Origin of the sequence: Bacillus cereus group sp. MYBK139-1, assembly GCF_051916915.1 — a bacterium.
Taxonomy (GTDB): Bacteria; Bacillota; Bacilli; order Bacillales; family Bacillaceae_G; genus Bacillus_A; species Bacillus_A pacificus.
In genome coordinates this window covers 1,092,110-1,109,247 of record NZ_JBQAHO010000001.1, presented here as the reverse complement: position 1 = coordinate 1,109,247, position 17,138 = coordinate 1,092,110, and the positions used below count along the sequence as shown (strand labels likewise).

Sequence of the window (17,138 nt, the reverse complement as noted above, 5' to 3'; positions counted from 1 at the left end):
TATATTATACGGACTAGCATGAAGGAGGTAATGAAATGAGACAATTTGCAAAACCTACAATCGTTGTAAGTAAATGTTTAGAGTTTGATGCTTGTCGTTATAATGGAGAGATGATTCCGGATGTAACAATACGAAATTTGCAGCCATTTGTTACATTTATACCTGTTTGTCCAGAAGTCGAGATTGGATTGGGGACTCCTCGTGAAACGATACGCATTGTAGAAGAAAAAGGGGTGAATAAACTTGTGCAACCGTCTACAAGAGAAGACCTCACTGAAAAAATGGAGCAGTTTTCAAATGAATTTTTACAAACGATATCAGATGTGGATGGTTTTATTTTAAAAAATCGTTCACCAAGTTGTGGTACGCGTGATGTGAAAATTTATTCTGGTTTTGAAAAAGCACCAGCAAAAGGAAAGGGACCTGGTTTATTTGGCGGAGCAGTAATAAAAAATTTTTCGCATCTTCCAATTGAAGAAGAAGGTAGATTGTCGAATTTTATTATTAGAGAACATTTCTTTACAAGGTTATTTACAATCGCATATTACAAGATGATGAAACGGAATAAAAATATGAAAGACCTCGTATCGTTTCAGTCGGATAATAAATATTTATTTATGGCATATAATCAGGTAAAGCAAAAGGAATTAGGGCGTATTATTGCAAATCACAAAAATGAAAAGATTGAAGTTGTATTTGAAAACTATGAGAAGACTTTATATGAATTATTTATGCGCACACCCCGCTATACATCGAATGTAAATGTATGTGAGCATATTTTTGGATACTTTAAAACAAAGCTGAAAAAACAAGAAAAAGATCATTTTTTAGATCTGATACAAAAATATAAAGAAAAGAAAATTCCGCTTAGTAGCTTACTTGCAATTTTAAAATCATGGGCTCTTCGATTTGATGAAAAGTATTTATTAAGACAAACATATTTCGAACCATATCCTGAAGCTTTAGTAGAGATTTCAGATTCAGGTAAAGGTAGAGATTATTAAACAAAAAATTACATAATTCGACAATAAAACTCCTATGTTGTTGTAGAACAATGTAGGAATTTTTTTGTGCATTAGTACAGAATCTGTTTTAAAATTAAATTATGACAGAATTATAACAATTATCTAACTAATATTCTTGTCTTTTCATTCGTAATGTTTGTAGTAGAAACTCGCACGCTGTCGAAACTCAATATTCGATAAGGGGTGTGTAGCGGAATGGAATTTACTCTAACTCGCGAAAAACAAATGATTAAAGAAATGGTACGTGACTTTGCTGAAAAGGAAATCGCACCGAAAGCTGTATATTATGACAAAACTGCAGAATTTCCATATGAAACATTTCAAAAAATGGGCGAACTAGGATTATTAGGTATCCCATTCCCAGAAGAGTATGGAGGTTCAGGTGGCGATACTGTATCGTACGCGTTAGCAGTTGAAGAAATTGGTCGTGCTTGTGGTGGAACAGGATTAAGTTACGCTGCAACAATTTCATTAGGTGCTTCTCCAATTTATTATTTCGGTACAGAAGAACAAAAACAGAAATATTTAGTTCCAATGGCATCAGGCAAAACGTTAGGTGCTTTCGGACTAACTGAGCCGAATGCTGGATCTGATGCAGGTGGTACACAAACGAAAGCTATATTAGATGGAGACGAGTATGTTATTAGTGGTGAGAAGTGTTGGATTACAAATGCAGAGTATGCAAACACAATTATTGTAACCGCTGTCAACGGTGTTGAAGAGAATGGTAGAAAACGTATTTCTGCATTTATCGTACCGACTACTAGTGAAGGGTTAACGATTTCAAGCCCTTACGATAAGATGGGCGTACGTGCTTCTAATACATGTGAAATCGTACTTGATAGTGTACGTGTACCGAAAGAAAATATACTTGGTGATGTAAATAAAGGGTTTAAACAATTCTTATATACACTTGATGGAGGACGTATTTCAATCGCAGCATTAGCTGTTGGTATTGCGCAATCTGCATTTGAACGTGCACTGCAATATGCGAAAGAACGTCAACAATTTGGAAAGTCAATTTCTAATTTCCAAGCGATTCAATTTAAATTAGCTGATATGGCGACTGAAGTAGAGCTAGCGCGTAATTTAGTACATAAAGCAGCTTGGTTAAAAGATAACGATAAACCTTTCGGTAAAGAAGCGGCTATGGCAAAACTTTTCGCATCTGAGGCTGCTAGTCGTATTGCAAATCAAGCGGTACAAATTCACGGTGGATACGGCTATATGCGTGAATATGAAGTAGAACGACATATTCGTGATGCGAAACTATTAGAAATTGGTGAAGGAACTTCTGAAATTCAACGTCTCGTAATTGCTAGACATTTAGGATGTAGATAAAAAGGAGGAATCACTATGTTTCAAAAAATATTAATTGCTAATCGCGGGGAAATCGCAGTTCGTATTATGAAAACTTGTCAAAAACTTGGTATTCGCACTGTTGCTATTTATTCTGAGGCAGATGAAAATGCCTTGCATGTAAAAATGGCAAATGAAGCTTACTTAGTAGGTGGGCCGCGTGTCCAAGAAAGCTATTTAAACCTTGAAAAAATTATTGAAATAGCTAAGAAGACAAATGCTGAAGCAATCCACCCGGGGTATGGATTATTATCTGAGAATCCATCTTTTCCGGTTCGTTGTAAAGAAGAAGGAATCGTATTTATTGGTCCATCAGAAGAAATCATTACGAAGATGGGAAGTAAAATCGAATCACGTATTGCGATGCAAGCTGCAGATGTCCCAGTAGTTCCAGGTATTACTACAAATATTGAAACTGCTGAAGAAGCAATTGAAATTGCTAAACAAATTGGTTACCCATTAATGTTGAAGGCATCCGCAGGCGGCGGAGGCATTGGAATGCAGTTGATGGAAACTGAGCAAACGCTCACCAAAGCATTTGAAAGCAACAAAACAAGAGCACAAAACTTCTTCGGTAACGGAGAAATGTATTTAGAGCGCTATATTGCAGATGCACATCATATTGAAATTCAGCTTTTAGCAGATACACATGGTAACACAGTGTATTTATGGGAGCGTGAATGTTCAGTACAGCGCCGAAATCAGAAAGTAATTGAAGAAGCACCTTCACCATTTTTAGATGAAGGTACACGAAAAGCGATGGGTGAAGTTGCTGTACAAGCTGCTAAAGCACTTGGTTATACAAATGCAGGTACAGTTGAGTTTCTTGTAGATGATCAGAAAAACTTCTATTTTTTAGAGATGAATACGAGATTACAAGTAGAGCATCCAGTTACAGAAGAAATTACTGGTTTAGATCTTGTAGAACAACAACTTCTAATTGCATATGGTGAAAAATTATCGTTTACACAAGATGATGTAAAACGTAGTGGTCATGCCATCGAGGCACGTATTTATGCAGAAGATCCGAAAACTTTCTTCCCATCACCTGGGAAAATTACAGATTTAACGCTTCCAACAAATGTACGTATTGATCACTTTTTGGAGAATCAAGTAACGATTACACCTTTCTATGATCCAATGATTGCGAAAGTCATTGCTCATGGTGAAACGCGTGAAGAAGCAATTTCCAAATTACACGATGCATTAGAAGAATTAAAAGTAGAAGGTATTAAAACGAACACGCCAATGCTACTTCAAGTATTAGAGGACGAAGTGTTTAAAGAGGGCATTTATACAACAGGTTTTGTAACGAAACAACTTGTTAAAAAATAAGATTTAACAATACTAAGGGGGAAAAAATGATGACGAAAGTATATGCATCGATGGCAGGAAACGTTTGGAAGATTGTTGTAGGAGTAGGGGATACAGTAGAGGAAGAACAGGATGTCGTCATTTTGGAATCTATGAAAATGGAAATTCCAATCGTTTCAGAAGAAGCTGGCACAGTTATGAAAATTAATGTGCAAGAAGGCGATTTTGTAAATGAAGGAGATGTATTACTAGAAATTGAATAGGGAGATATAGGGGGGAAGCGAATTGAAACTACCTAATTTTGCTGTCATTAAAGAAGTCGGGCCACGTGATGGCTTACAAAATGAAAAAAAGATTGTTGGCACAAAAGATAAAGTAAAATGGATTCAACTACTTACAGAGGCTGGATTATCGTACGTTGAAGTTTCCTCATTCGTTCACCCTAAATGGGTCCCTGCATTGGCAGATGCAAATGATGTGTTTTCTGAGCTGAAAAGGGATCCAAATGTTACATATGCAGCGCTTGTTCCAAATCAAAATGGTTTGGAGCGAGCTTTTTTGCAAAATGTAGATGAGGTGAATGTTTTTTTATCAGCAAGTGAATCTCATAATAAAAGCAATATTAATAAATCAATTCAAGAAGCATTAGTTGTAATTGAAGATATAACAAAACAGGCATTATTCGAAGGGAAAAAAGTAAGAGGCTATGTTTCTACTGTATTTGGCTGTCCTTATGAAGGGGATATAAGTCTCGTAGCAGTTGACGAATTATGTGATCAACTATTTTCATACGGCATTTATGAAGTGTCTCTTGGTGACACAATCGGAGTAGCGAATCCGTTACAAGTAGAGCGAGTATTAGAGCATTTATTAAAGAAATATGATGCTTCGCAGTTTGCAATGCACTTCCATAATACGTACGGAATGGCTCTTGCGAATGTAGTAAAGTCTTTAGAATATGGTATTGCAACATTTGATAGTTCTTGTGGTGGTCTTGGCGGCTGTCCATATGCACCAGGAGCATCAGGCAATGTTGCAACTGATGACTTAGTTCATATGCTCCATAAGTTAGGTGTCCAAACGAATATTGATGAAGAGAAGTTATTGAGAGCGAGTCAATTTATTCAAAGTAAATTAAATATTCAATTACCGAGTCATGTGTATAGAGCGCTTCAACATAAAACGATAAGTAGGTGAGAAGATGCTACAATTACAAAACATTTCAGTTGATTATGTAACACCTCATGTTGTAAAGATTTCGTTATATCGTGAAAGACAAGCCAACTCATTATCTTTAGCGTTATTAGAAGAGTTACAAAACATATTAACTCAAATAAATGAAGAGTCAAATACTCGTGTAGTTATTCTAACAGGTGCTGGTGAAAAAGCGTTTTGTGCTGGTGCTGATTTAAAAGAACGCGCTGGTATGAATGAAGAACAAGTTCGCCATGCTGTTAGTATGATTCGCACTACTATGGAAATGGTTGAACAATTACCACAGCCAGTTATTGCTGCTATAAATGGAATCGCACTTGGTGGTGGTACGGAATTAAGTTTAGCTTGTGATTTTAGAATTGCGGCTGAATCTGCAAGTCTTGGTCTTACTGAAACTACACTTGCAATTATACCAGGAGCGGGTGGTACGCAGCGATTGCCAAGGTTAATTGGTGTTGGTAGAGCGAAAGAATTAATTTATACAGGAAGACGTATTTCGGCACAAGAAGCGAAAGAATATGGTCTAGTAGAATTTGTTGTACCAGCTCATTTACTTGAAGAAAAAGCGATTGAAATAGCAGAGAAAATTGCTAGTAATGGCCCTATTGCTGTTCGATTAGCGAAAGAAGCAATTTCAAACGGTATTCAAGTTGATTTACATACCGGATTACAAATGGAAAAACAAGCGTATGAAGGTGTAATCCATACGAAAGATAGATTAGAAGGATTACAGGCATTCAAGGAAAAACGCACACCAATGTATAAGGGGGAGTAAATATGTTAGATCAAAAACAACAATCGAATACATTTGAAGAACGAGTTGAAACGATTAAACAAGGCGGTGCACCAAAATATCATGAACAAAACAAAGCGAAAGGTAAACTATTCGTTCGAGATCGCTTAGCTCTTTTATTTGATAATGGTGAATATGTAGAAGATGCATTATTTGCAAATTGTGAACAAACAGGGTTACCCGCTGATGGTGTTATAACAGCAACGGGTAAAATACATGGTCGTACAGCATGTGTAATGGCGAATGATTCAACAGTAAAGGCTGGATCATGGGGCGCTCGTACAGTCGAAAAGATTTTACGTATTCAAGAAACGGCAGAAAAATTACGTGTTCCGTTATTTTATTTAGTTGACTCTGCTGGAGCACGTATTACTGATCAAGTTGAAATGTTCCCAGGGCGCCGCGGTGCAGGAAGAATCTTCTATAATCAAGTGAAATTATCAGGTAAAGTTCCTCAAGTATGCTTGTTATTTGGACCTTCTGCAGCTGGTGGTGCTTATATTCCAGCCTTTTGTGACGTTGTAATGATGGTTGAGGGAAATGCATCTATGTATTTAGGGTCTCCTCGTATGGCTGAGATGGTTATCGGTGAGAAGGTAACGTTAGAAGAGATGGGCGGAGCTCGTATGCATTGCTCTGTATCAGGATGCGGAGATGTTTTATGTAAGACAGAAGAAGATGCGATTACACAAGCAAGACAATACATTTCATATTTTCCAAACAACTACTTAGAAAAGACTCCATTAGTTACACCTCAAGAACCGAAACAATTCGATAAAACGTTAGAAGAAATCATTCCAGAAAATCAAAATGCTCCTTTCAATATGAAAGATCTTATTAATAGAGTTATTGATGAAGGTTCTTTCTATGAAGTGAAAAAATTATTTGCTCAAGAACTAATTACAGGTTTAGCACGTATTGATGGTAAGCCAGTTGGTATTATTGCAAATCAACCGCGAATGAAAGGCGGCGTATTATTCCACGATTCAGCTGATAAAGCAGCGAAGTTTATTAATTTATGCGATGCATATCATATTCCGTTACTATTCCTTGCAGATGTACCTGGATTTATGATTGGTACAAAAGTAGAACGTGCTGGTATTATTCGTCACGGTGCAAAAATGATTTCCGCAATGAGTGAAGCAACTGTACCGAAAGTTTCTATCGTTGTTCGTAAAGCATATGGTGCTGGCTTATATGCGATGGCAGGTCCAGCTTTTGAACCAGATTGCTGCCTAGCATTACCAACAGCTTCTATTGCGGTAATGGGTCCAGAAGCCGCGGTCAATGCTGTATATGCAAATAAGATTGCAGCTTTGCCTGAAGAAGAGCGTGATAGCTTCATTGCTGAAAAACGCGAAGAGTATAAGAAAGATATTGATATTTACCATTTAGCATCAGAGATGGTCATTGATGGTATTGTTCATCCGAACAATTTAAGAGAAGAGTTAAAAGGACGATTCGAAATGTATATGAGTAAATATCAAGTGTTTACGGATCGTAAACATCCTGTTTATCCAGTTTAAAAGCCCTATTTAGGGCTTTCTTGCTCAAAAAGTCAAGGAGGGGAAAACATTGAAACAAGCAGTTTGGTTTCCAACAGAAGAGTATAAAGAAAAAACGCGTTTATATGGTTGGATGAAATCATTGGGCTATGAAGATTATGAAACGTTTTATAATAAGTCAATCGAAGAAACGGCTTGGTTTTGGGGAGAAGCTGAGAAAGCAGTTGGCTATCAATGGATGAAACCTTATACAGAAGTGCTAGATTTAGAAAATGGTACGCCATTTGCACAGTGGTATAATGGCGGAACATGTAATGTTGTAGAATCGGTTTTATCACGCTGGCTTGCAGATGATGAAACGAGAACACAACCAGCACTTCAGTATGAAGGGGAAAATGGAACTTCAAAATCATTTACATATGAGGAGCTTGATAGCTGGGTAAGTCGCGTTGCAAACGGTTTGAAACATGCGGGTATTGAAAAAGGTGATCGTGTCACAATTTATATGCCGATGATTCCAGAAACAGTTGTTGCGATGCTAGCGGTTATGAAGATCGGAGCAATTATTTCACCAATATTCTCAGGATTTGCATCTGATGCAGTCATGACACGTGTACAAGCGGCAGGGTCTAAAATGATTATTACTGCAGATGGTTTTTCACGCCGAGGTAAAATTGTTTCATTAAAAGATGAAGTAGATAAAGCTTGTGAGCATTGTCCAACTGTTGAAAAAGTTGTTATCGTACGTCATGCAGGAAATGATTTTACACCGCATAATTATGATTTCTCATGGAGTACGTTAGAAAAAGAAAAGCCATTTGTACATGCTGAAGAAATGCATAGTGATGATCCATTAATGCTCATTTATACATCAGGTACTACTGGAAAACCGAAAGGGACAGTACACACTCATGCTGGATTTCCTTTAAAAGCAGCTTTTGATGCGGGATTTGGAATGAATATCAAACAAGGTGACCGCGTATTATGGGTAACTGATATGGGATGGATGATGGGACCATTTTTACTATTTGGCTCTCTCATTAATGGAGCAACGATGGTTATGTATGAAGGTGTTCCGGACTTCCCAGAAGCAGATCGTTTATGGGAGACAGTTGATAAATATGAAATTACACATCTCGGTATATCACCAACATTAATTCGTGCGTTAATGGCAAAAGGTGATGAGTATGTAAATAAACATTCACTTAAGAGTTTAGAAGTATTCGCCTCAACAGGTGAGCCTTGGAATCCAGATCCTTGGATGTGGCTATTTGAAACAGTTGGAAAAAGTAATGTACCAATTTGTAACTATTCAGGCGGGACTGAAATTTCTGGTGGGATTTTCGGGAACGTCCTTATTAAACCAATTGCACCGATTAGCTTTAACGCTTCTTTACCAGGAATGGCAGCGGTTGTGCTCGATGATCAAGGCAATCCGATTCGTGATGAAGTTGGAGAATTATGTTTAGAGAAACCTTGGGTTGGTATGACGAAAAGTTTCTGGGAAGACGATGAGCGTTATGTGAACACATATTGGTCACGTTTTGAAAATAAATGGGTTCATGGTGACTGGGTTGTTTACGATGGTGAGCAATATATTATTACAGGACGCTCGGATGATACGTTAAACATTGCTGGGAAACGTATTGGACCTGCTGAATATGAATCAATTCTTGTAAAGCATAATGATGTCATAGAAGCTGCCGCGATTGGTGTACCAGATGATGTAAAAGGTGAAGTTTGTCATTGTTTTGTAGTATTAAGAGATAATGTAACATTTACTGAAGAATTAAAGAAAGAATTAATGAGTTTAGTAAACTCTCATATTGGAAAAGCATTATGTCCAAAAGATATTCAGGTTGTAGAAGATTTACCGAAAACACGTAATTCTAAAGTAATGCGACGCGTCATTAAAGCCGCTTATTTAGGAAAAGAATTAGGCGATTTATCATCACTTGTAAATCCTGAGGTAGTTCCGTTTATTCAGGGATTACAGTCTAGTAAATTATAAAATTAAAGCATGTATAATGTGAACTGACCTCTAATTGTTAGAGGTCAGTTTTTATATATACAGGATAATTTAGTACATGTGTTTGTTTTTTCCTTTCTATGTTTTTGCCTCGTACACTTTAAAGTTAGTGGACATACTATATTAATAGAAATGATTAGGGGGTGAGATTTTGGGTTCTCGATTTAATAATTGTAAAAAGAAGTGTACATGTAAACAGGATGATTGTTGGGATGTTTTCGAAGAGTGTAAAAAAGAACATGAAGAGCAAAATAAAAAATGCGATTGTTGCTGTGTACAAGGAATTAGAGATGAGCTGAGAAAGTTAGTAAACAGATCAGTGCGCATTACAACAGGAACTAATAATTATGCAGGAACTGTTTCTTCTGTCACTTGTGATGTTGTAAAGCTTGCTAATAGTGCTGGGGTAGTTACAGTAATTATTTCAGTTTGTAAAATTGAAGCAATTGAACCATTGTTAACATAGGAAACATAGCATAACTGAGCTATGTTTTTGTAAAGCCATTCTTATGAATGGCTTTATTTTCATTTCGTATAAAAGGAGAATATATTCTATATATAGAAATAGGTTTGAGGATATATAGAATGGTGTAATGAAAGGAGAATGAAGTTGATTAAACTAAAGCCCTTTAAAAAATCTGATTTCAAGCCATTAATTGATTGGATTGACTCCGAGGATTTTTTAATACAATGGTCGGGAAATGCATTTACATATCCTTTAAATGAACAGCAATTAGAAAAATATATAGAAAGTGCAAATACACTTGCATTCAAAGTGATAGATGAAGACACCAAAGAGGTAGTTGGTCATATTTCACTTGGACAAATAGACAATATAAATAAATCTGCCAGGATTGGGAAAGTACTAGTTGGTGATACGAAAATGAGAGGACGTTCTATAGGGAAGCATATGATGAAAGCAGTACTTCATATTGCATTTGAAGAATTAAAACTACATAGAGTAACTCTTGGTGTCTATGATTTTAATACGTCAGCCATTTCATGTTACGAAAAAATAGGATTTGTAAAAGAAGGGTTATTAAGAGAGTCGAAAAAAGTAGGAGAAATGTATTGGAATTTATGGGAAATGAGTATGTTAGAATATGAATGGAGTGATAAAAAATCTTAGTTTTTTATAATTATGTTATGTTAATTAAAAGGGGTATGGTGGGAAGTTATGAATAAAAATACTAAAGTAATTTCAATTGCAGCTGTTTCAGGAGGAGGAAATAACAGTAAACAAAAATTTATAAAACACTATAAAATTTTATAATTACGGGTTGTGTATTTTACATAATTTAACATACAATATTTTTAGGTGATGAAAATGAAGAATTATATTTCAATTGGGAAAGCTGCAAACATATTAGGTAAAACACAACAAACTTTACGGAATTGGGATAAAGAAGGTGTTTTTATTGCGAATAGAACGCCAAAAGGTCATCGAATATATGATCTTGAAAAAGTTGTGGCATTTCAAAAGAAAAGCGAAACCCATGCAAAAACAGAAACGAATGATGTATTTATATATGGAAGAGTATCCACAAAAAACAACTCGAAAGTGATAATTTAGATAGACAATTACAACGATTAACTACATTTGCAGTTGAAAAAGAATACAGAATTACAGGTATTTATAAAGATATCGCAAGTGGATTAAACGAAAACAGAAAAGGTTTCCAAACAATGTTGAGAGATTGTAAAGAAAAGGCACCTTCTGTTATTTTGATTGAATATAAAGATAGATTAGCTAGATTCGGTTTTTCTTATATCGAATCTCATTTAAAAGATTTAGGAGTAAACATATATTGTATAGAGCATATAGAAAAAAACGAAGAAGAAGAGCTAGTGGAAGATCTTATAGCAATCACAACTTCTTTTTCTGCAAAAATTTATGGAAAAAGAGGAGGTAGAAAATTAGAAAATACAATAAAATCTGTATTAGAAAAGGGTGAAAAGGATGAAAACAACGCGGACTTGTAAAATCAATTCTATTACAAAAGAACAAATAGAAGATTTAATTTCTTTAATTCGCACCTTCGAAAGTGCAAAACGATATAGTTTAAATCGATTAATTGAAGGAGAAAACGAGAAAGAATTGATTAAAAAACTACAACCTAAATATTTGTTAAACAAACGCTTTTGTGAAGATGCAGTTTTGCAAGCACAAACCATCCTTTCCTCCCAAAAAGAACTTCTTCCTGTTTACCTAGAAAACAATCAAAAAAAATTAGAAAAAACATTACAAAAAAAAGATGATTATGAAAGTGGCAGGAAAAACCCCAAAAAAGTTTCATTAGAAATTTGTCTAATTGGATTAAGAAAAAGACAACAAAAATTAGAACAAAAAATTGAAATGTATGAAACACATATTAAAAATGGAACATTACCTCCTATTATTTTTGGTGGACGGAAAAATTTCTATGAAAGAATGAAAGATAAGATATCCAATCAAGAATGGAAAGATTTACGTACAAGGCAATTATATTCTCGCGGAGATAAAAGTAAAAAAGGGAATTTGAACATGCGCATTACAGTTGATGATTGTGGGCAAGGATGGTTAGAAATTGCAAATCCATTAGGACTAACAAATGGAAAAACAAAAAGCCCACGAATCAAAGTTCCGATTATTATTCCATATCGTTTTTATCATGAAATCACAAATGTTGTTATGGGGGAACAAATCGGTGTAAATCCAAAAGGAAAACCGATTATAGATCATCAAAAATATAGTGTAGAAATTATTCGCAAACAAAATGATTTTTATGTAAACATTACGTTTGATGAAACGGAAATAGGTCGTGTATTAGATTTTAAAGAAACACCACAATCTGATTTAATTGCAGGGATCGATGTAAATCCGGATCGAATTGCAGTTAGTTTATGTACAAAACAAGGTAATTTTAAGGGTTCGAAGATCTTTTACTTACACAATCTTGATACATTTTCAACAAACAAACGCACAACAGTAATCGGACAAATCGTACAACAAATCAAAAAATGGTTAATAGAAAACAATGTAGGTGGTATTGTTTTAGAGGATTTGAAATTCCAACAGTCTCATGATACTGATAAATACAGCAATCGTAAATTTCATCAATTTACGTATAAAAAAATGTTGGATAGTTTAATTCGTATGGCTCTTCGTAACGGATTTTCTGTCAAAACAGTAAATCCTGCCTATACAAGTGTGATCGGCAAATTAAAATATAGTAAAAAGTTTGGTATTAGTGTTCACGAAACCGCTGCGTTCACAATCGCAAGACGTGGATTAGGTTTCCAAGAAAGATTACCTAAAGAAGTTGTTCTATTATTAAAAAACAAAATTACAACAAAACTCCGTATTCTTGTCGCTTCAATGGAAGAAAGCGAAAAGGATACGAATACGAAAAAAGTATATAAAAAATGGCTACAAACGATTAAAACATGGAAAGATCATCACAATTGGAAATTGTGGAGTATTCTTCACAAAACTGTTTATATGAGCAATCAACAATTATTATTTAAAATTTAAATATAGAAGGGAGGTACTGGTTTATTTCTTATAACCTCTTGCATATTGCTGACTTGGATGAATGGTAGTATGCAAGAAAAGACCGTTCCTAACAGGAACCTGCCGTCATTCTTTCACAATAGGTGGATGAAAAGGTCACAAATCTTACGGACAGGAAAAAGGTGAGATTCCTTTTCGGTAGTTGGCATTTGACTTGGTTCGCCAACAATTTATAGATTTTTATAAGAATTTCAAACCAGGTAAAACTACTGTTACAGAAAGATTAACTCATAAATTAATGAATTCAAAAGCACTATATTTTGATAGCTACAACTTTGATAACTGTCCTGCAGGTATTTGTAAATGGATAGTGAAATGCAACAATTTATTGATGTAACTATATTTATTGACACGCCTTTAGATATTGCAATGGCTAGAAGAATTTTGCGAGATTTTAAAGAAGATACAATGAATGAAATACATAATGATTTAATGCATTATATAAACTATGCTAGAAAAGCCTATTTGGAGGCGCTTCGTACTGTAAAGCCAAATTCAGATATTGTGTTGGATGGATTTTTATCTGTAGATGAAATAATTAATCAAATTGAAGAGGAACTGAATCAAAGAGAAGTGACGTCAATGGTTAAAAGTATAGAAAAATATGTACAAGTTGATGATTTTAAAATGTATTCAAGTATTCAAAAAGATGAGCCGAAATATATAATAGATGCGATTAAGTGGATAATTGAGGTAGGGGAGGGATAAATATGTACACTTTATTTCAATACAATTGGCAAGTAAGAGATGATTGGTTTAAGTGGTGTGAGCAACTTTCAGAGGAAGAATTACTCCGCAAGCGTGTTGGTGGTGTTGGAAGTATTTTAGAAACATTATTTCATATTGTAGATGTTGAGTATAGCTGGATTAATGCGCTTCAAGAAAAAGAAGATGGTGCACCGCAGTTTAAAGAGTATCAATCAATCCAGAAGGTGAAAGCGCTATCTGATTTGTATAAAAGAGAAGTAGAAGAATTTTTACAAGTATGGTCAGCTAACTTAGAATGTAAGCTATTAAAAGCTTCGTGGACAGATAAAACATATACATATGGTGAGGTCTTAAGGCACGTAATTGTACATGAAATTCATCATATCGGTCAGTTATCTATATGGGCGAGGGCTATAGATTTAGAAAACGGCTTACGTTGTAAATGTAAGCCGTTTTCTATATATAAGAAGATTTCCTAGTTGAAATCCTCGGATTTTTTCTGACGTATATGTAAGAACATTAAAATTGTTATAATGAAGAAAATCAACAATGTTTGTATAATCAAATTTTTAAACTGAAGCAAAACTGCCCAAGATGTAACCGCATCTTTGAACGCTTGGAGTGCAGAGTAAGAAGAAGGATCAAAGCCGTACTGAAGTAACTTTTTTGTTTCAATAAACGTACTGTTTTCATTTTCGGCGTCTAATATTACTGAAATAAGTCTAGTATCTCCTCGTTTTGCGGTACTGACAAAACTATAATTGCCATTAGTTGAAAAACTAGTTTGTAAGCCATCAACACCTTGGAGTTTAATGTTTTTATTGAGGGAATATATCATTTTATTGGTGTTGAAAACTTTCGTATCTTTGAAGGAGAACTGGTAAGAGGTTAGTTTGGTAACGTTCAGTACATCTGGAAAGTCTGTTACTAATTCTGTTGCTAGTTTAGCAACTTCAATTGCTGTTGTAGTTGAAAGTTTATTTGTATCGTTATTCATTCCAGTAGCGTTTAGAAACGGAGATGGTTGTGATAACTTTAAGCGTTTTGCTTTTTCATTCATTAACTGTGTAAAATTATCTTCGTTTCCAGCGATATGTTCTGCAAGGGCAAGTGCGGAACGATTATTCCCTGTCAATAACAATGCATGTAGTAAATCACGAACCGTCGTTTTATCTTTCGAAGTTACTTGTATAGGACTCGTTTCTGCTTGGAAAACTTCGTTACTTATTTTTACGACTTCATCTAACTGTATATTTCCTTCATTCAGTTGTTCTAGTGCGATATATTCTGTCATTAATTTAGATAAAGTAGCCGATTGTATAGGAGTTTCTTCATTTTTTGTATAAACAACTTCACCTGAATGAGCATCTATTAAAATAGCTGATTTAGCTTGAATAATTGGGCCATTTACATAAAGATAAAAATATAAAACGATAAGTGCAGTAATAACAAAAGATAATAATAAAATTGCGAATTTTTTTAAGAATTGCATAAGCGATCCTCCTATTATGACATCGATAATAATATTGTAAAAAGGAATGCTTAATTAGGAAGAAAGAAAAGGTAAAGAATTTCTAAAGAATTATAAAGGATTATTAAATTTTGATGTTACTGGAAAATAAAAGGTCCAATTTCTTATATCGTAAGAAATTGGACCTAAAATTAAGCTGTATTAACATTTATATGGTTGTAGTTTTACAGTGAATGTTGTTTTTTTGTCATCACTATACACTTCAATTGTTCCTTTATGCAATTCGACAATACTCTTTGCAATTGCCAACCCGAGTCCAGATCCACCAGTGTTTGTAGAGCGCGATTTCTCAACGCGATAAAAACGTTCAAAAATATGGGGTAAATCGGTACTTGGAATAGGTTGGCCGTAATTGGTTATATCGATTGCAATCATATTATTACTTTCATAAGCAGTAATATCAATATAATCACCATCGTTACCGTAAGCGATAGCATTAATAATTAGATTTTCAAATACGCGCACTAATTTGTCTCCATCAGCTAATACCATTAGCTTCTTTGATGGAAAAAAGGGGCGACAATCAATATTAGCCTCTTGAAGCTGTATTCGAAATTGAACTGTTAATTGTCCAAGAAGCTCCACAATATCAATAGGGACAGAATATAAACTTAATTCTTTATTTTGAACACGTGTATATTCAAACAAATCATTCATTAATGCATTAAGACGGGTTACTTTATCGTAAATGACTTGTATATAATGACGTAATTCCACTTCATCTCTATAATTATCATGGTGGATTAAATTCACGTATCCAACTATAGAGGTAAGAGGAGTGCGTAAATCATGTGATACATTTGTAATCAATTCACTTTTTGCTTGTTCTGCCTGTCTTTCTTCATCAATTGAGACTTTCAATTGTTCAACAATTTGATTAACCCCGCTTGCTAACTCTTCCAAATAATTATGGTTTACGATAGAAACTTTATGATTGAAGTTTCCATTTGCAATATAACGAATCTCTTCTATCATTTTTTTAATGCAAGTTTCATAGTAAAGCTTTCTTTCATGACGGTAAAAAATGTATAGGTAAGATGAGAAAATCGAAAATAAAAATAAATAAGAGACGATCATCATCCAAAGAGATTCTTTTATTCCTTTATATTTTTCATAACCAAAAATTCTAATGAACTCTTTGCCGAGTTCGCTTAATGTAAGTGAACTTTCAATTACACTTGTAACAAGACGATATATAATTAATTCAGTAATAGGGGTAAGTGTGATAGCTAACATGAACCAAAAAATTAACTTCCACTTTGGGATATCCTTTAATATATCAAATGCTTCATTTCTCAATTTTATAGCCCACTCCCCAAACAGTATGAATAAATTTTTCTCCATTCATTCCTGTTTCAAGTTTGTCCCGTAAATTACTAATGTGGACCATTACAGTTTTATTTGAACCATAACCATCTTCATTCCAAACACGTTCAAAAATTTCTTCGGAACTAAATACTCGTCCTGTATTACTCGCAAGTAAATATAAAATATCAAATTCAATAGATGTAAGTTTAATATATTCTCCATTTACTTTTACAGTATGATTATGTTTGTGAATTTCAGCAGAACGAATGCGAATCATACCATCTTCATTTTTTGGAGAAGTAGCATTTTGGAAAGATGATCTTCGTAGTAAAGCTTTCACTCTAGCTACTAATTCTAATGGATTGAATGGTTTAATCATATAATCGTCTGCACCAGTCATAAGACCTAATATTTTATCCATATCTTCTGCTTTTGCACTCAGCATAAGAATAGGTACAGTATTATTTTCACGAACTTCTTGGCAAACTTCTAATCCATTTCGTTTTGGCATCATAATATCCAAAATCATAAGGTCAACTTCATATGTAGAAATCATTTGTAATGCTTCATCTCCATCATATGCTTTATAAATGTTATAGCCTTCATTTCGCAAATAAACAGCAAGTAATTCAACAATTTCTTTATCGTCATCAATAATTAATATATTTTTATTCATTATGTAGTTCCTTTCCTTACAAATCATTAACATTACTATAATATCAAACATTTATGTGTTTTGTAGTAATGATTCTCTATAAAATTTCATGTAACGTATAAAAAAGGGATTAAAACATTAAT

17 protein-coding genes and 1 pseudogene are annotated in these 17,138 nt (G+C 34.3%); 15 read left to right on the top strand and 3 right to left on the bottom strand.

The window, feature by feature from the left end:
• Nucleotides 1–35: 35 nt before the first annotated feature.
• The 15 genes and pseudogenes from ACTFRS_RS05675 to ACTFRS_RS05605 all read left to right on the top strand — a co-directional run bounded on the left by ACTFRS_RS05675 (nt 36) and on the right by ACTFRS_RS05605 (nt 13,980).
• Nucleotides 36–1,004, top strand: coding sequence for a YbgA family protein (locus ACTFRS_RS05675; protein WP_016717529.1), 969 nt, complete (start codon nt 36–38; stop codon nt 1,002–1,004).
• 216 nt (nt 1,005–1,220) lie between these two features.
• The gene (locus ACTFRS_RS05670; protein ID WP_087953718.1) at nt 1,221–2,366 is read left to right on the top strand and encodes an acyl-CoA dehydrogenase; all 1,146 of its coding nucleotides are present in this window, start codon (nt 1,221–1,223) and stop codon (nt 2,364–2,366) included.
• Nucleotides 2,367–2,381: 15 nt separating this feature from the next.
• On the top strand, nt 2,382–3,719 hold the full coding sequence (locus ACTFRS_RS05665) for an acetyl-CoA carboxylase biotin carboxylase subunit (RefSeq protein WP_087953717.1): 1,338 nt from the start codon (nt 2,382–2,384) through the stop codon (nt 3,717–3,719).
• A 26-nt stretch (nt 3,720–3,745) separates the two neighbouring features.
• Complete coding sequence (locus ACTFRS_RS05660) at nt 3,746–3,961, top strand: acetyl-CoA carboxylase biotin carboxyl carrier protein subunit (RefSeq protein ID WP_001985297.1); 216 nt, start codon at nt 3,746–3,748, stop codon at nt 3,959–3,961.
• Between the two features lie 22 nt (nt 3,962–3,983).
• Nucleotides 3,984–4,895, top strand: coding sequence for a hydroxymethylglutaryl-CoA lyase (gene mvaB / locus ACTFRS_RS05655; protein WP_242294254.1), 912 nt, complete (start codon nt 3,984–3,986; stop codon nt 4,893–4,895).
• 4 nt (nt 4,896–4,899) lie between these two features.
• Nucleotides 4,900–5,688 (top strand): enoyl-CoA hydratase, encoded by a 789-nt coding sequence (locus ACTFRS_RS05650; RefSeq protein ID WP_431084570.1) that lies wholly within the window; start codon nt 4,900–4,902, stop codon nt 5,686–5,688.
• A 2-nt stretch (nt 5,689–5,690) separates the two neighbouring features.
• On the top strand, nt 5,691–7,232 hold the full coding sequence (locus tag ACTFRS_RS05645) for an acyl-CoA carboxylase subunit beta (RefSeq protein ID WP_139869081.1): 1,542 nt from the start codon (nt 5,691–5,693) through the stop codon (nt 7,230–7,232).
• 49 nt (nt 7,233–7,281) lie between these two features.
• On the top strand, nt 7,282–9,222 hold the full coding sequence (locus ACTFRS_RS05640; RefSeq protein ID WP_139869080.1) for an AMP-binding protein: 1,941 nt from the start codon (nt 7,282–7,284) through the stop codon (nt 9,220–9,222).
• Nucleotides 9,223–9,391: 169 nt separating this feature from the next.
• Nucleotides 9,392–9,706 (top strand): exosporium protein ExsK, encoded by a 315-nt coding sequence (gene exsK, locus ACTFRS_RS05635; protein WP_000535567.1) that lies wholly within the window; start codon nt 9,392–9,394, stop codon nt 9,704–9,706.
• A 138-nt stretch (nt 9,707–9,844) separates the two neighbouring features.
• Nucleotides 9,845–10,369, top strand: a complete 525-nt coding sequence (locus ACTFRS_RS05630) for a GNAT family N-acetyltransferase (protein ID WP_440023989.1) — start codon at nt 9,845–9,847, stop codon at nt 10,367–10,369.
• A 198-nt stretch (nt 10,370–10,567) separates the two neighbouring features.
• A complete protein-coding gene (locus ACTFRS_RS05625) occupies nt 10,568–10,813 on the top strand; it encodes a MerR family DNA-binding transcriptional regulator (RefSeq protein ID WP_440023991.1) in 246 nt (81 codons plus the stop codon).
• Nucleotides 10,762–11,223 (top strand): IS607 family transposase, encoded by a 462-nt coding sequence (locus ACTFRS_RS05620; RefSeq protein ID WP_440048711.1) that lies wholly within the window; start codon nt 10,762–10,764, stop codon nt 11,221–11,223. The genes ACTFRS_RS05625 and ACTFRS_RS05620 overlap by 52 nt, the downstream gene beginning before the upstream one ends.
• Nucleotides 11,201–12,754, top strand: a complete 1,554-nt coding sequence (locus ACTFRS_RS05615) for an IS200/IS605 family accessory protein TnpB-related protein (protein ID WP_440023993.1) — start codon at nt 11,201–11,203, stop codon at nt 12,752–12,754. Before ACTFRS_RS05620 ends, ACTFRS_RS05615 begins: the two co-directional genes overlap by 23 nt.
• 193 nt (nt 12,755–12,947) lie before the next feature.
• A pseudogene (locus tag ACTFRS_RS05610) lies at nt 12,948–13,369 on the top strand (hypothetical protein); the annotation flags it as partial.
• Between the two features lie 134 nt (nt 13,370–13,503).
• On the top strand, nt 13,504–13,980 hold the full coding sequence (locus ACTFRS_RS05605) for a DinB family protein (protein WP_440023995.1): 477 nt from the start codon (nt 13,504–13,506) through the stop codon (nt 13,978–13,980).
• Here ACTFRS_RS05605 and ACTFRS_RS05600 read toward each other — a convergent pair.
• From ACTFRS_RS05600 to ACTFRS_RS05590, 3 genes are all read right to left on the bottom strand, one after another.
• The gene (locus ACTFRS_RS05600; protein ID WP_139869078.1) at nt 13,977–14,993 is read right to left on the bottom strand and encodes a D-alanyl-D-alanine carboxypeptidase family protein; all 1,017 of its coding nucleotides are present in this window, start codon (nt 14,991–14,993) and stop codon (nt 13,977–13,979) included. The genes ACTFRS_RS05605 and ACTFRS_RS05600 overlap by 4 nt on opposite strands.
• A gap of 180 nt (nt 14,994–15,173) precedes the next feature.
• Nucleotides 15,174–16,331 (bottom strand): sensor histidine kinase, encoded by a 1,158-nt coding sequence (locus tag ACTFRS_RS05595; RefSeq protein ID WP_001243288.1) that lies wholly within the window; start codon nt 16,329–16,331, stop codon nt 15,174–15,176.
• Nucleotides 16,321–17,016: a response regulator transcription factor gene (locus ACTFRS_RS05590; RefSeq protein ID WP_062822442.1), complete on the bottom strand. Its 696-nt coding sequence runs from the start codon at nt 17,014–17,016 to the stop codon at nt 16,321–16,323. Before ACTFRS_RS05590 ends, ACTFRS_RS05595 begins: the two co-directional genes overlap by 11 nt.
• Nucleotides 17,017–17,138: the final 122 nt, after the last annotated feature.